Annotated in this window: 10 protein-coding genes; all 10 read right to left on the bottom strand. The window is 46.1% G+C overall.

Annotated elements, in window-relative coordinates:
* Positions 1-12 precede the first annotated feature (12 nt).
* The 10 genes from AC58QC_RS06650 to AC58QC_RS06605 all read right to left on the bottom strand — a co-directional run bounded on the left by AC58QC_RS06650 (position 13) and on the right by AC58QC_RS06605 (position 16284).
* A complete protein-coding gene (locus AC58QC_RS06650) occupies positions 13-984 on the bottom strand; it encodes an ABC transporter permease (RefSeq protein WP_497414402.1) in 972 nt (323 codons plus the stop codon).
* Between the two features lie 172 nt (positions 985-1156).
* A complete protein-coding gene (gene bglB / locus AC58QC_RS06645) occupies positions 1157-2230 on the bottom strand; it encodes a beta-galactosidase BglB (RefSeq protein WP_497414401.1) in 1074 nt (357 codons plus the stop codon).
* A 78-nt stretch (positions 2231-2308) separates the two neighbouring features.
* A complete protein-coding gene (locus AC58QC_RS06640) occupies positions 2309-3949 on the bottom strand; it encodes a response regulator (protein WP_497414400.1) in 1641 nt (546 codons plus the stop codon).
* The gene (locus AC58QC_RS06635; RefSeq protein WP_497414399.1) at positions 3924-5732 is read right to left on the bottom strand and encodes a sensor histidine kinase; all 1809 of its coding nucleotides are present in this window, start codon (positions 5730-5732) and stop codon (positions 3924-3926) included. The genes AC58QC_RS06640 and AC58QC_RS06635 overlap by 26 nt, the downstream gene beginning before the upstream one ends.
* Before the next feature lie 143 nt (positions 5733-5875).
* Positions 5876-9106 carry an alpha-mannosidase gene (locus AC58QC_RS06630; protein ID WP_497414398.1) on the bottom strand — a complete coding sequence of 1077 codons (3231 nt, stop codon included), beginning with the start codon at positions 9104-9106 and terminating at the stop codon, positions 5876-5878.
* Positions 9107-9124: 18 nt separating this feature from the next.
* The gene (locus AC58QC_RS06625; RefSeq protein WP_497414397.1) at positions 9125-9913 is read right to left on the bottom strand and encodes a phytanoyl-CoA dioxygenase family protein; all 789 of its coding nucleotides are present in this window, start codon (positions 9911-9913) and stop codon (positions 9125-9127) included.
* Between the two features lie 135 nt (positions 9914-10048).
* Entirely contained in the window at positions 10049-11461 is a 1413-nt protein-coding gene (locus tag AC58QC_RS06620; RefSeq protein WP_497414396.1) for a Sapep family Mn(2+)-dependent dipeptidase, read from the bottom strand.
* A gap of 45 nt (positions 11462-11506) precedes the next feature.
* Complete coding sequence (locus tag AC58QC_RS06615) at positions 11507-12667, bottom strand: trans-sulfuration enzyme family protein (RefSeq protein WP_497414395.1); 1161 nt, start codon at positions 12665-12667, stop codon at positions 11507-11509.
* Entirely contained in the window at positions 12654-14519 is a 1866-nt protein-coding gene (locus AC58QC_RS06610; protein ID WP_497414394.1) for an ABC transporter ATP-binding protein, read from the bottom strand. The genes AC58QC_RS06615 and AC58QC_RS06610 overlap by 14 nt, the downstream gene beginning before the upstream one ends.
* Positions 14476-16284, bottom strand: a complete 1809-nt coding sequence (locus AC58QC_RS06605) for an ABC transporter ATP-binding protein (protein ID WP_497414393.1) — start codon at positions 16282-16284, stop codon at positions 14476-14478. The genes AC58QC_RS06610 and AC58QC_RS06605 overlap by 44 nt, the downstream gene beginning before the upstream one ends.
* Between the last annotated feature and the right edge of the window lie 122 nt (positions 16285-16406).

Below are 16406 nucleotides of genomic sequence, written 5' to 3'. Positions count from 1 at the left end.
CTCTCCAAAGCTCTACCAAATCCCCTCGCGCCCCATACGTTTGGCTGCGTAGTTTGCTCCCAAGACAAGAATGAGATTGATGATAGACTGAACCATGCCTACCGCCGTCGTCAAACCGAATTGTCCCTGTTTGATCCCAACCGAATAAATATAAGTACTGATTACTTCCGATACATTTGTAACAACCGGGTTCGTAAGTGCCAAGGGCTGTTCGATTCCGATTGAGACCATATGACCGACTGTAAGAATCAGCAATATAACGACCGTCGGCATGATACCTGGAATGGTGATGTGCCAGATTTTTCGAAAGCGGCCGGCACCGTCCATAACTGCAGCTTCATAAAGGGAAGGATCTATGGCCGTCATAGCTGCCAGGTAGATGATCGTACCCCAACCAGCTGCCGCCCATACGCCTGAAAGCGTATAAATAATAACCCACCAAGTTTTATCGGCCATAAAATAAAATTCATTGAAACCAAAATATCTCAGGATTTCATTAACAATCCCGTATTTTGGCGATAAAATATTGTACACGATGCCGCCAAGTACAATCCAAGACATAAAATGCGGCAGATATAGAAGAGATTGAGAAATTCGTTTGAAATACTTCGCCCGGATTTCATTCAGCATTAATGCGAGAATGATAGGAGCAGGAAAGCCGACGATCAATCCGAGAACGTTCAAAGTTAACGTATTTCGAATCATTTGCCAGAAAGCGGGGATTTTAAGCATTTCTCTGAAGTGGTCCAATCCAGCCCAATCGCTGGCAAAAACCCCTTTAAACAAATTGTAATCCTTAAAAGCGATGAGCAGACCGAACATTGGTACGTAGGAAAAAATAAGGAAAAACAAGAAAGCAGGGACGAGCAACAAATACAAATCATAGTTCTTCTTCAATTCTTTCTGGAACGGCCCCACTTTTGTCGGGACGTCAACTTTATCCAATTTGGTTAAATTTACGGAGTGAGTCTCCACCTCCATCATCCAGCGAATCCCTCCTTAAATGTAATGAAATGAAGTCAATTAACGGAAACGTTTACAATCCACTTATTAAATCGCGTCTTAACCGCCTTGAATACAGTATACGAAATTGTGTAAGCGCTTCAAATGTGACTTTCTTTACATTTTATTAGTTTTCTTTAACACTAATTTGTTGTCATTGTTCAACATGTCTCAAGCTTTCAACCAGCATCAGTAAAGCCATTGATTGCCCATAAGGCATAGGGCATTTCGGAATCTCCTTGTAGAAATCCAATGTAAGTCCCATTCTTGTTCCATAGGATACGCCATGAACTGTTCCTTTTTCGTCGATTTTACCGATAACCGCATTCAACGCCTTCATTCCAACTTCTTTGTACGATTCGCTTATATACCCCTTTCGGATCGCCTTCAAGATGCCATATGCAAATCCAGCGGTTGCCGATGTTTCCTCATAGGAAGTCGGATCATCCAAAAGCGTGTGCCATAAACCGCTTAGAGACTGGAGCTCCGCAAGCTTCTGTACCTGCTGTTCCAAGGAAGATATGAGGAAGAGCTCAACACCGAGCGGAAGTTTAACCATATCGAGAAAATCGACGATGCCTGCTGTATACCAGGCATTCCCTCTTCCCCAAAGCGCTTTAGCAAAATTATGATTACCTTCAAATGTCCAGCCATGAAAGAATAAGCCAGTTCGGGTATCCGTCAAATATTTGAGATGCACAAGAAATTGACGAATACTTTCTTGAACATAATGCTCTTTGTTTAGAAGAACGCCCATTCTTCCCAGAAAGAGGACCGTCATATACAACGTGTCGTCCCAAAGTTCCCCTTGATTCGGGTTGTCGATCGCATTGTGTGTAATGCCGAATTCCTTCGTTCGCGGCATCTCATCTGCCGCATAGCTTGCCCATTCCTCGCATATCCGCAAATATTCGGCGTTCCCTGTTAGATCGTAAAGATAGCTCAATGTTAATAGAGGGCACATCGTGTTGACATTCTTAGCTGGAAGGCCTTCACGTATGCGATTGTCGAACCAATCGGTCAAGTAGGACAGAATCGATTTATTTCCTGTTTCCAAATAAAAACGGTAGAGCGAGAACAGCCCGACTCCTTGTGACCAATCCCACTTATCCATCGAGATAATACTGACTGGCGTATCCTCTTGGATCGTGATTTCGAGACCCTGCATACCTGAAATAACATTACGAATTAATTCTTCAATATCGTACTTTTGCAATTGTCCTATCATTCATATTCCCTCCCTTGTTTCAATTACAACTTTAAAATAGAACAAGAATGGTTTAAATACATGTATTTAACGGTTTTATTAGATTTCTTTACTTCCGTTTTTATATTCCTTAGGAGATTGCCCCTCGACTCGCTTGAACACTTGATAGAAATAAGCATATTCCTTATATCCGACCAACTCACCTACCTCGTTCACCTTGTATTTAGGATCACGCAGCAGCCGTTTTGCCACTTCGATTCTAGCCTTTGACACCAGATCTACGAAGTTGATGCCCGTTTCCATCCGGAGAAGTCGGCTTAAATAACTGGAGCTGATACCGAAATGGTTTGCGACGGAGGTCAGATTAATTGCTTCTGAGAAATGGGTATTGATATAGTCAACGACCTTTTTAACCATCAAGCTGTACTCTTTGTCTCCACCCTCCACCTTGCGCTTGACAATTCCGATCCAACTAGCCAAATAATCTGAAGCTTCCTTTAAACTATTTAAACGAAATACGTCATCGAGCATTTGATCAATGCTCTTGCCCAGTCCAAACTCATCTCCAGTCAATCGAAAATAATAACGGGCGGTAGAGAGGCATACTTCGGACAAGAGACCCTTCACAACCAAAATATTTCCTTCGCTGTATACCCGAATCTGCTCCAGAAAACGTTCCAAGTAACAGATAATATCCTGGCCAGATGACTCCTCCAACATGCGGTTAAAATTCTCCAGATCATGGATAATTGAATATTTCCCAGTATCTCGGGAAATCGGATTCGAATTCTGCAGCAGAATTTCCTCTTCCCCCCAGAAAAAACCTGACTCCATCAAACCTTTAACCTCTCTGTACGCCTCCCCTAGCTCCTCCAATGACCTCCATAGATTGCCAACCGCAATATGGCAGCCATGGCCACTTAGCTTTCGAATACGCTTTAGCCAGTCGGATGCAAGCGATTGCAGCTTTATGCGAGCTTCACGTGTAGTCGGGATACGGGGAAATAAGCATACGAATAACAAATCGTCATTCCAATAGGCGTCGATGATTTGAAGTTCATCTTTATGCGATGCTTCAACCACCGTACCGACGATTTGTTGGCGGGAAATGGCGGACAGGTGATCGCCAGTATGCCCGCTACCAGACTGGGGTTTAATCGCGATAAGTGAAAATCTACTGAATTGATGAATGCCCAGTTCCTTCTGAACAGACTCGAGACGTTTTATATCCTCCTCTGTTTTCCCGCCGATTAGATCGGTAATCCATTTGCTGCGCAAAGACGGAATGCTGCTATTATGGCGCTGTTCCAGGTCGGAATATTCACGGTTCAGCTGCTCGACAGACTGCTTCTCGGACCTTATGGCCTCGATCTCCTTGACCGCCAATTCGACAACCTTGTAAAGATCATTGTTGCGAATGGGCTTTACGATTAAATCAAACGCGCCTGAACGAACCGCTCGTTGGGCATATTCAAACTCCTGATAACCCGTAATAAGGATTGTTTTGGAACTGGGGAGCTTGGTATGCATCAATTCCGACAAGTAAAGGCCATCATGCCCAGGCATACAGATATCCGTAATTAAAATATCAGGGTGCATTTCTAGAATCAACCGTTCGCCTTCAAGCCCATCCTCCGCTTGACCTACTACTTCACAGTCGAGACTCTCCCAGTCGATCGTGTGTACGATTGATTTCACGATAAGAGGCTTATCATCAATCACTATAACTTTCTTTTTCATCTCGATCTTCCTCCCGTATAATAGGTAACCGAATACTAATTGTCGTATATTCGCCAGGAACGCTTTGGATCGATAAACCATAGTCACCGCCATACAAGATCCCGACTCGCTTATGAACGCTTAAGATGCCGACCCTCGTATGTTTATCTTTTACGGGTTGATCGGGGTAATTCGATGGATTCATCACTTGGTTGATGGTTTTTTCGTCCATGCCGATCCCGTTATCGGACACTTCCAAAGTCAAAATTTGACCATCGGACCGGCAGGAAATTCGGATCATCCCTTTGCCGGGCTTTTCTTCAATTCCATGCTTGATTGCATTCTCGATAAGAGGCTGAAGAATGAATTTGGGGACCAAAGCGTCCATCCATTGTTCATCGAGCTCATAGAAAATTTCTATTTTATCTTCATAAATAATTTGATTAATGACTAAATATTTTCTAATAAAATCGAGCTCATCTCGCAGCGTGATAGTGTCTCCCTTCTTTGCGATGCTTTCACGCAGCAAGGAGCCGAGCAAATATATCAATTCGCCGATCTTTTCTTCGCTGCTCAACTTGGCGAGCGCATAAATCGATTCTAGGGTGTTATACAAAAAATGCGGATTAATTTGAGCCTGTAACGCTTTGTATTCAAATTGAAGCGTTCGATACTCCGCCTTCTGCTTTAGAAGCTTCTCTTTGTACACGGTATTGACAAGCTCGCTTATATTTTTTGCCATGCTGTTAAACTTTTCCGCAAGTAATCCGACTTCATCTCGTCCCTTTGGCACAATGAGCTTATGGGAAATATCAACGGAAAAATTCGTCATACTTTGGAGAAGCATTTGAACGTTGACTGTAATGCTCTTTGACAAAATAGCCGCAAGTATAAACGAGACGATTAGCGCAATAATCATAATATTGATTGTCCAAAAGGAAATCGCAGACGTCCCCTTGGTCAATTCTTTAACCGAAATAATTTGTACGATTTTCCACTTTTCCTTCGCTGAGGTAAGTACCGTATATAAATAATTGGTCCCGTCCCACTTAAAGGAATAACCGGATCCATCTCCCATTTTGTAATAATTCTCATCCATAAAATATTTCGCAACGGGAACCCTGTCTCCACTGCTGATGAGTTGGTTGTCCTCGTTCAAAATCAATATATCCGAGCTAGTTAAGCGGTTAATTTCCGAGTAAATGCTTTCAAAATATTTATTGTCGATGCCCAGAATGACCATTCCGACATAAGATCCCGAATTTAACCCATAAAGCGATTTGGTCATCTGAAGCGTTCCTTCCGCACCGTGGCCCCAGAATGCCTTGCCTCTTTTCTGCTTAACTTTGTCGAGGAAAACCGGATCTAGTCCGACAGCCATCGTAGCTTTTCCCAACACTCTGCTGATTTCATGCGGATCGCCATTAGGCTCAACATACGCGGCATATTTAAAATATTCGCGAGAATAGAGTAGGTTAGACAAATAACTGGCAATTTGTTTGCTGCGAAGCACATCTCTAATTTGTTCATCGCCCTCCTGGACGAAAGCTTGATCGAGATTTGAATTCCGAAACTGCTCGAAGGCGAGTTCCTCTATATCCAACGTTCTTTTGTCGAGGTTAATGCCGACTTGTTCAATCAAGAAGTGGGAGTAGTTTGCCGTATTGTCTTTTATCGTATCGACAGAAACTTTATAAATGACCGCCCCGATCATCAAAACCATAATCATAATGATCAATAGGAAGGAAAATAGGAATTTCGTACGAAGTCGCATGTTGGATAAATATACCAAAAACCTTCTCAATGTTGTCACCCTTTGAAATAAATGGTAGGCTGTTAAGCTTTTTTTTATAATAACATAGCAACTTCTAAATAAACTACCTTCTGTTCATATTAAATGCACGAAAAGACCAGGGGTTGTCCCCGATCTCTCCGATTCGAATTTTATTAACTCGATTTCCCGCCCAACGCTGTCCGTATTCGCAGAGAAACTATCGCTCCAGGCATTATCGTCCCTAAATCGAGTTCATTTTGTTTATCGAGAGGTAAGCGTCTTATCCTGTCTTCCACAAGATTCACTTCTTCCGCATATTCGATAGGGAACGTGAACGCAAGTCGCGCCCGTACCGATCTTCCATGTGACTCAATAATCCGCACTATGAAATCCGCTTGCGAACCAGAGCTTCCGGAAGCCGGCTTAAGCGCAGTTGCAAGCAAGCTTTCGGACGGCTGCCACCCCGAGGAGCGAAGCTCCTCAATTCGAAATGCGCCGAACGTTTCCAATATCGGAGAACTGCCTATTTCAGACATAAATGCAGCTAAGGGTTGATTGAACTCCCACGCCCTTCGATCAGCTTGTCCTTCTCTCCATTCGAAATCATGAGGATAAATCGCATAGGCGAATTCATGCAAACCGATATCCGGAAGGTTGTCGGGTTCGTAAGAGCTTCTAAGAAGAGTGAGCGATATTGTCGAGCCTTGGACGGAACAGCCGTATTTTCCGTTATTAAGCAGTGCAATCCCGCAGCCATCGGCATTCGTTTCCGATAGGCCGCACCAGTGAAGGGCAGGCACTTCCTGCCCGTTAGGTTCGCGCCGTATTGTGCCAAACGGAATGTCGAACATGACTTCCGGCGTTCTTAAATCAGTCGCAAACGATACTTTCAGCATTGGGGCATCCGTTTCGGACGTCCCCTTTTCCTGCCAATTGATTTTGGTTAAAAAATCGATTCGCTCGATTCCTACATACATTCGTATCTCCTGTCGAATTTCGGAGGATTGATGACGGTGTACGACAATCAAGGATTGGAACACGGGCCCGCTTTCACCTGGATAGACCTCCGATCCGCGGAGAAGCCGATGAATTCGGGTGATCGGGCCGATGTTCCAAGCGGACATGCCATGAGGAGCCTCGTCGTGAACTTCAAACAGGTTAAAGCCTGCGGCTCCCGTCAGCTCACGGCGGAGCGTTTTGTTATAAAGGCTCGAGACGATGCCGGTACCGCCGTTGACCGAGAGACGATACTGGCTGTTCTCAAGCACCTGTGTTCCACTAACTGCCGAAACGTCATTGCCCGCTGTAGGTTTGGCAGTTGAACCCTTCGAATAACGATAAGAGACAAAACCAAAGGCAGGAATTCGTTCGGCCAAAAAAACGGCTGAACCGTCTTTTAATTTTTGAATCAAAGCCCGGTTTCCCGCTCCATCAATCAACTCATCGCCGGTTTCCCAATTGTCAATCTGCGGGTAATTGCTCTGGTTCAGCATTACGACATCGGTCCGATCCCAGGATAGCGTGTTGAAAACAGTGACGATCGGATGAGTGCTGCTTTGGCTCCCACCTTCTAAACCCTGGGCTGGGAGAGGCGGGACCATTCGCTCCATTGCCCGGTACGACTCGTTTTCTGCAATTAAGCGTGCAGACCGAGAAGCTGGAACCGCATCCTGATAAGTCAAACGAATAGCGCATCCGCAAATGATATCATGAAACTGATTGAAGCACTGCGTACGCCACGGCTCCCGCAAAGCTTCTCTTGTTTCCGTTATCGCAGACGTTGTCTTTAATGCTGCCGGCGGATATAGATCGGCGATCACCGCCAGGCATTCCGCCTGAACAAGAGCATGCTCCGTTTCCCGATTCGCTCTTTTAATGTCGCCGTGAGATGTGTAGCAGCCTTCAAAGGCCGGATTCAGTTCCCCCTTAATTATCGGCAAACGGATGCCCGATTGCTCCACATCCCGAAAGAATGCCGTACTTCCAGAGAATAAGAACTGAGGCAAAAGCCAGCTTTCATTCAGCCTTAATCCCCTGCGGATATCCTGCTTGGTCACGCCGCCACCGTGGTCGCCTATTCCGTACACGTACATATTGCAGGACAATCCGTATGCACTCGCCATCTCGATCGTACCTGGAACGATGTCGGAAGCGTAAATCCTACCGTTATAGTGACGGGGATCATTGAAGGCAAGGACACGCGAGCCGTCGTCACTTTCCCACCAGAATAGCGGTACGCCTTTACCGACCCTGCAAAAATAATAATACTTCATCCCGGCATGGGCTAAAATTTTCGGCATCGTAGCCGGATGCCCAAATGTATCCGGCTCCCAGCAAATTTCAGGGGATACTCCAAGCTCCTCTCGGCAATATGAGATTCCTTCGACGAATTGACGAATCATGGTCTCATAGCCGGCCATGTTTAAATCACCTTCCACCCAAGTTGCGGCCGTAACATCCCAGCGTCCTTGATCGATTCGCGCCTTGACTTGGGTCCACAGCTCAGGAAATTGCTCCTGCATGGCTTTATAAGTTACGGCTTGACTGTGAGAGAAGCAAACATCCGGGAATTCTTCCATAATGGCGTTTACCGATTCGAAGTCCCTGCGGATTAAATCTACCGTTTCTTTCCAAGGCCATAACCAGTTCATATCGATATGGGCATGGCCTACCAAATAAATCCGGTACAGCTTCGCATAAGGCTCAAACGAACGAAGCTTCTCCCGTACCTCCAAGATGGAGCAATTCAGCTCCTCCCAACAGTTATCCTTGAGCGCCGAATATGAGAACGTTTCCAAAGAGTCCTTTACCGCTTCGATCAGATCAGCTTCTTCCGTATCCCCGTTCTGCAGCATAAATAGAACGAATCGAAGCTCCTCTGAAAACGTATCTAGCGTATAGAACCATTCCTCCACGGCGCTGATTCTAAGATCCGCGTCATGAAAATAACCGAAACCGTCACCTTTGCGACAATGGATAACGACGTCATAAATTTCATTACCGCGAACCGAATTCGTCAGCGGAATTGGAACGACCTTCGTATCCGCCCAATAGTCGACTGCATACACAAGCTCGCCGTTAATATATATGTGTGAGCCGATCAAAAGACAAAGCTCGAGAAAAGCCTCTGATTGAACGAGATCAAGCCCCATATTTTGTGCCGGCAGTCGAATTTGACGGTAAAACGTCTTATCGCTTTCTTGAGGAGGCCAAGCAAAGCGAATATGGGCTTCCGTCCACTCCTTATGTTGGGCCGGGCATTGTTCTACCGGAACAATGCGATTGGTATAATGCCATGTTTTCAGAGAAGAGATCGATTGAAGCTGCTCCTTTTTTGCTTGAAGTTCTCCACGGAGCCGGTCGATATCACCAGCTAATTCTGATAACACCTTAGGTATGTCCATCCCTTCCACTCCCCTTCTTTACTCCGAACGCCATTGCTCGCATCCGCGAAACGGCATGTGCTCTCCCTCCACATATCTCGGAAACGGCAAATATGTATTGATGCCAGGAACGGCTTCCCCACGAAGTAAGAAGGCGGATGCCCACTGCCCCGGGGCGGTAATTCGGGTCGTCGTCGGAATATACCGGATCGTCAATCCGCAGCGTCTCATATTTGAATGGTTTGCCTCAGATCCATGTATAATGTTCGGATTATGAACAGAAACACTTCCCGCCTTCAAAAGTAAATCGACCGCTTTGGCTTCGTCCACAAGAGACGGATCCACCTCGGAATCGAGAACATTCGGAATGTCCTTCCTCCGGTGCATCTGCTGCAACTGCATCGTATGCGTACCGGGAATTACGCGCATACAACCGTTTTCCCGAACCGAGTCGTCCACCGCCAGCCATAAGGTCACAACCTCCATCGGCTCAAGCGGCCAGTAGCTGCCATCCTGATGCCAAAGAACGGGTTGCCCATCGTATGGGGGTTTGCAAATGTAGTGAGAAGCGAACAAGGCGATGTTCGGGCCAATGAATTGCTCAGCAATATCCAGAAGACGCGGATCGCTGATCAGCCGAATCCAGAACGGATCGTTGGCAACCAAATTATGGGTCAACAGTTCGGGACGCTTGTCTGGATGCTTCTTCATCAACCAGGCTATATGCTCTTGTGCTTCTCGGATCAATTCCATATCCAAAACATCTGTATACACCGTGTATCCGAGCTGATCGTAATGTTGCTTTGCCTTAGTAGGTTGAGCGTTCATTTTAGGTCAGTCTCCTTTAAATTTGTATTAAGTAACGGGGCAGTTCCTTCCGATCCTTACCCGGCCATCGTTCCAGACCTCCGAATACAAAGGGATGGCAGTGAAGAAGTCTAGACTGTTCACTGCCATCCTTTTTTAGGAAAGCTCTGTATCTGCTGTCGCTAGCTCATATAGTGCCTGTAGACAAATTTCAGCGTGTTTCATCATATCTTCAATGCGGACAAACTCGTCAGGTCGATGTACGTTCGTATTGATGCCTCCGGGCAGCCCGGCACCAAAGGCAACACCCTTATTTTTCAGTTTACGAGCATAAGTACCCGCTCCCATTTTTAGCAGCTCCGCTTTTTCTCCTGTGGAACGTTCAAATGCCTGGCTTAACAGACGGATGATCGGAGCCTGGGGAGGGACATACACAGGACGAAGATGACGGATTATATTCATTTTCAGCCTGTATGATCGAGCTTGTTCCTCAACGATCCCCAGCAAACGGTCACCGTCCGCAGTAACAGGGTAGCGAATATTTAAAACAGCAGTTACAATACCATCTTCTTTGACAATTTGCTTGAGAAACACAACGGTAGATCCTGAAGCCTCATCGCTGCAGTGTATGCCGAGCGATTCTCCGGAAGTCTCATGTCCAAGCTTATCGTTTAGAAAAACTACCATCGAGTCGGCATCGGTTTTGTACCGGAGTCCGGCAAGCCATGCCATGATATCGGCTACCGCATTACTGGACCGATCTGCGGCTGCACTGTCTGCCGTGATTTCAATATCTCCTTCATCCTTCATTTCCACTATCAGATTCGTTTGACTTTTCAGCAGCTCATTCCTGTCGGCTTCCGTGAGCAAATCGGATTTGATTCGGACCTTGCACATCTCTGGCACAAGTACCATCGGCACTCCACCTGCCAGACTAACGATTGGGATCTGCTCCTGGTCAAACTGCCGATTAGTGGTTTGAGATATCGCGACATTCACGTTACCCATCTCCACATTAAAAATCGGATAACCAGCATCCGGGACAAACGCAAAATCCGGCAGCGGTTCTTTAGAAAAATAATAATCCATATCCTGCATGCCGCTTTCCTCGTTCGTTCCGAAAATAATTCTAATCCGGCTGCTGATCGGGAGGCCGAGGTCGCGAATGGCCTTCATACAGAATAAGGCGACAACGGCCGGCCCTTTGTTGTCGGAAGCCCCTCTTCCGATGATTTTCCCTTCTTCAATAAGGCCTCCGAACGGTGGATAACTCCACCCAGTACCTTCGTGAACTGTATCTAAATGAACTAAAATTGCCGTCAATCGTTCACCGCTCCCATATTCTGCATGGCCGGCGTATCCGTCTATATTCGCTGTCCGGAAACCTAGGGAGTCTGCTAAAGTAAGCATATACGCCAGCGCTCGGTTGACTCCTTTACCAAATGGTTTTCCCGGCTCTCCATCCTCTTGGACGCTCCGGATTTTAACTAATTCAGCAATATGATGAACGATCTCTTCCCGATAACGGGACATTATGTCACCAATAATCATCATCTGTTGATTCTCCATCTTAATTTCCTCCTGTCATCAGGAAACGTCAGATCAAATGTGCGTTCAAGCTTTCATGGAACGCAGGCCTCGATCCAAATCTTCGATAAGGGTTTCCGCTTGCTCCAGACCGACTGAGATTCGAAGTAAACCCGAAGGAATGCCAGTAATGCGGGAAGCTTCTTCTGAAATTCCAAGTCCAGGCCCATTGATTAGACTTTCAAATCCTCCCCAGCTCGGCCCCTCCTCAAAATATTGCAAGCCCTTCATAAAAGCCCGAATTTGTTCGGGGCTGCCTTTCGGAATAAAGCTTAGCAAACCGGAGTAGCCTGACATTTGCTTACGTCCGAGTTCATACTGAGGATGGCTTGTAAGACCCGGGTAGTAAACGCTTGAAACAGCCGGGTGATCTTCCAAAAACTTCGCCACCTTCATGGCGCTTTCCTGATGCTGTCGCATCCTGATCGGAAGCGTCCGGAGCCCGCGAAGCAGTAACCAGGACTGATGAGGATCCATGATGGCGCCGAGCATGCCTCTTTCGCGGTGCATGATGTCTGTCATCGTATCCTTTTTACCGATGACTACACCGCCGATGATGTCGCTATGCCCTCCCAAATACTTTGAGGCGGAATGAACGACCAGATCAATCCCGTACCGGATCGGATTCTGATACATGGGGGTCGCCCATGTATTGTCGATAATCGTTTTAATATTGTAGGTGCGCGCGAGCCGAGACAGCTCCGCCAAATCCTGCATTGTAAATAAGTTGGAGACCGGACTTTCCAAAAAGATCGCCTTCGTATTCGAACGAATCGCCTGTTCAAACGCTTCCACAGACTCCGAGTCAACGAATGACACTTCCACACCAAATCGGTTCATATACGATTCCAAAAATGCTCTTGTCGGCGTATAGACACTTTTCGGACATATGACGTGGCTCCCCTGCTCGAGCACACTCAAAAGAGATGAGGTGATGGCGGCCATACCGGAGGAGAAGCATTTTGCTTCTTCCCCCTCCTCTAAAGCGGCAATTTTCTTCTCCGGAACCTCAGTCGTAGGGTTCGTTACTCGCGTATACGTGTATCCATGATTGATCGTTTTACGCGTAAACAGCGAATTCTGAAAGATCGGCGGAACGATTGCGCCATGAAACCGGTCATAGTCGTCCCCTAGATGAGCGCATATGTCTTCCTTACTCCAAGACTCAGAACTTTTATGCTCGTTCACGCTGTAGCCCCTCTTCAATTAATTTATATTGCGATTTGATCAATCCGTAGTAATCACGGCGACGCTCCATTAACTCCAAATGCTTGCCTTCTTCTTTGATTTTTCCGTGATCCAAGACAATTATTTTATCGGCGTTTCGAATCGTGGACAATCGATGCGCGACTATGAAGGAGGTTCTTCCGGCAAGCAATACCTTCAACGCTTCTTGTATTTTCAGTTCCGTCTCGGTATCAATGCTGGCGGTCGCCTCATCCAGTATGAGAATGCGCGGGTTGCTTAACAGCGCACGGGCAAATGATATCAGTTGTCTTTGACCCATCGACAGAATATTACCTCGTTCCTCCACCTCTGTATCGTAGCCATTCGGGAGATTACAGATAAAATCGTGGGCATGGACTGCCTTTGCAGCCCATTCTATTTCTTCATTCGTGGCCTCGAGCTTGCCAAAGCGAATATTGTCTCGAATCGAGCCCGAAAATATGAACGTATCCTGCAGAACAATCCCGATTTGTGTTCGAAGACTTTGTAAAGTAACGTCCCGCAAATTATATCCGTCAATTTCGATGCTCCCTGCAGACGGGTCATAAAAGCGGCAAAGCAAGTTAATGACTGTGCTTTTCCCCGAACCCGTATGGCCTACAAGCGCTACCGATTGACCCGGCTCGGCCTCCAAGGTAATCCCTCTCAATGCAGGCCTCCCCTCCTCGTATTCAAAGCCGATCTGATTCATTCGGATCTGCCCCTTAATAGGAGGTAACTCTACAGCATCCGGCTTGTCGTCGATAACCGGTTTTTCATCTAAAAATTCAAAAATACGTTCTGACGAGGCCATGGCTACCAGAAGCTGGGAGTACATTCCTCCAAGGCGATTAATTGGCTCCCAAAAGCTTCCAATGTAATTGGCAAACGCCACCAACATCCCGACCGTGATCGCACCTGACTGAACTTGATACGATCCGTACCAGAACAGGATGAACGTACCGACTGCCATCGTGATCTCCATCAGAGGGCCAAACGTATTATTTATTGTCATGGCTCGATTCCATTTCAACCGATTCCGTTCATTCATTTCTGAGAAATATCGTATATTCGCCTGCTCTTGGGTATAAGCTTGTGTGATACGGATTCCCTGGATAGATTCATTAAGATGAGCATTTATTTGCGATTGCTGTGTCCGTACCTGCTGCCATGCATGACGAATGCCAAGGCGGACCGTCTGTGACACGAAGAACATGAGCGGAACGATCAGCATAATGGCAAGCGCGAGCTTTACATTTAAGATAAGTAAAATAACCATGACGGCGATCAACTGAATAAAATCGATCAGCGTATTGACGGCCCCGTTCGCGAAAAGATCCTGCAGGGCATTGACGTCATTAGTGACCCGTACAAGCACGGAGCCTGAGGGACGCTTATCAAAAAAACGGAAGGACAATTTCTGGATATGTTGAAACAAATCCGCCCTCAAATCAAAAATTGCTTTCTGTCCCATAATACTCGTCAATCGAATTCGACCGACATTCGCGCCCCATTGAAGCACGTATAAGAGGAGCATACTCCCCACATATAACGGAAGCATACTTCCGTTGCCCTTCATCAGCACCTTGTCGATACACCAGCTCATGAGCAGCGGTATGCCTAGCTTCGTAACCGTCCCAACAAGCATAAAAAACAAAGTCATTGGGATCACTTGCCGCCTGTATGGGAGCAAGTAATGAAGAAGCCTTCGCATTTGTTTCCAGCTAAATGCTTTTTCCATCTCTTCGTCTTCCTGGTAGATGAATCTTGGGCGTCCCTGATGGCGAATTTCATGCTTGCTTTGCGTGGTCTCTCTGAATTTCGTCTGGCTCAATGTTCTCCCCCTCCACCAATTCAGTCAGCTGATTTTCCAAATAGTCTATATATTGGATGTTATAGGTCCGAAGATAATGCCCTTGTTTTCTCAGAAGTTCGGTGTGAGTGCCACGTTCGACAGTCATGCCTTTTTCAAGCACAATGATTTCATCTGCATGCTGCAGCGATGAGATCCTATTGGCAATAATTAAGATGGTCGTGCCCTGGAGAGAACGAAGGCTCCTTTGGATTTCATACTCCGTTTCCATATCGACCGCACTGGTGGCATCGTCGAGAATAAGGATACGCGGCTTTCGGATCAGAGCCCTTGCGATCGCAATTCGCTGCTTCTGACCGCCCGATAGTCCAAGCCCGCGTTCCCCTACGACTGTATCATAGCCTAATGGAAGCTCCATAATGAATTCATGGGCTAGCGCCAGTTTAGCGGCGGCAACGATTTGATCCGTCGTCGCGTCGTTTAGCCCATATGCAATATTGTCACGAATCGTCGATGAGAAGAGGAACGTTTCTTGAAATACGACAGCCATTCGTTCGCGGAATTGCTCAAGTCGGTATTCCTCGAGATTAACCCCATCGATTGTGACTCTCCCCTCCTTGACCGAATAAGCACCTAACATAAGCAGTGCGGTAGTCGTTTTACCCGAGCCCGTTCCTCCAAGTAAGCCAATGATATGTCCTGGGGGAGCATCAAACGACATCTCTTTTAATACGGTTTGCTGACCGTCGTAAGAAAAGGAAACGTTTTCAAAATGGATATGACCTCTGAACTGTTCATCAGTTACCGGCAGTGCATCCTGCTTGTTTTTGATATGCTCATACTGATGTAAGACGTCTACCAGACGTTCAGTCGCAGCCTTTGTTTGCGTGTAAATATTAATATGGTAGCCTAGCGACCAAAGAGGACCGATAATAAATCCGATCATTCCGAAGAACGCGACCAATTCACCGACAGTAAGCTGCCCATGCAGCGTCAAATAACCGCCAGCTCCCATCAGAATAACAACACTCATATTTGCGGTAATTTCCATAGCAGGAAAATATTTGGACATAATATTCGCAGTTTCGATGTTTTTATCCTGGTAGACCCGGTTTCTCTCTGAAAACTTCTTCACTTCATGAGATTCGCGAGCAAATGACTTGACCGTCCGAACGCCCGATATATTTTCCTGAGCTCCTGAAGTCATCCTACTGAAAGCTTCTCGAATCGAACGAAATGCCGGATGGATCTTTTCATGGAACCGAACTGCTAAAAATCCGATAACCGGCATCGTCACCATTGCAATCAACGTTAACTTCCAATTGATGGTGGTCATAAATATCGTGCCGAGAATGATACAGCTGCAGAAGTTTATGAAATGCCCAAACTCCCATGCAACAAAATGCCGAAATATGTCCAGATCAGCTGTAAGTTTGGACATTAAGTCACCCGTTTTGGACTTGTCATAGAATGTAAACGAAAGTTTCTGCAACTTATTGTAGAGAGCGTTTCGCAAACGTAACGTCACACGGTTACTCGCACGTCCTCCGAGGTGTCCATACAAAAAGCTGAATAATGCTTTTACACTCACAAGAATGATCACAATAAAAGCTAAATAGGGTACAAGCTCAAATCGCTTTTCACCGATGACGACGTCGATCAGATAACGGATCAATTGTGGGTATACAAGGCCTAATGCTGTATTGAGGGTTAAACACAGGACTGCCAAGGCGATAATTTTTCGTTCATCGCGGTAATAATCCTTAAGGGCTTTAAAGCTCTCCATCGGGCAACTCCCTTCGGTATGCAATTCTTTTGGTTATCCTTCATTCTAGAGAAAACGTAAGGCAGTTCACATAGGAAGACCTTTACTTTTTATTAGTTATTTTTACATGCTGCATGTTAACT

The organism is Paenibacillus sp. J22P51 (genome assembly GCF_059692215.1).
Note: the sequence above shows the minus strand (reverse complement) of the source record. Positions and strands in the feature narration are given on the sequence as shown.

Excerpts from the sequence above, each read along its gene's own strand:
- AC58QC_RS06650 (WP_497414402.1), bottom strand. The coding sequence starts at position 984 with ATGATGGAGGTGGAGACTCACTCCGTAAATTTAACCAAATTGGATAAA.
- bglB (WP_497414401.1), bottom strand. The coding sequence starts at position 2,230 with ATGATAGGACAATTGCAAAAGTACGATATTGAAGAATTAATTCGTAAT.
- AC58QC_RS06640 (WP_497414400.1), bottom strand. The coding sequence starts at position 3,949 with ATGAAAAAGAAAGTTATAGTGATTGATGATAAGCCTCTTATCGTGAAA.
- AC58QC_RS06630 (WP_497414398.1), bottom strand. The coding sequence starts at position 9,106 with ATGGACATACCTAAGGTGTTATCAGAATTAGCTGGTGATATCGACCGG.
- AC58QC_RS06625 (WP_497414397.1), bottom strand. The coding sequence starts at position 9,913 with ATGAACGCTCAACCTACTAAGGCAAAGCAACATTACGATCAGCTCGGA.
- AC58QC_RS06620 (WP_497414396.1), bottom strand. The coding sequence starts at position 11,461 with ATGGAGAATCAACAGATGATGATTATTGGTGACATAATGTCCCGTTAT.
- AC58QC_RS06605 (WP_497414393.1), bottom strand. The coding sequence starts at position 16,284 with ATGGAGAGCTTTAAAGCCCTTAAGGATTATTACCGCGATGAACGAAAA.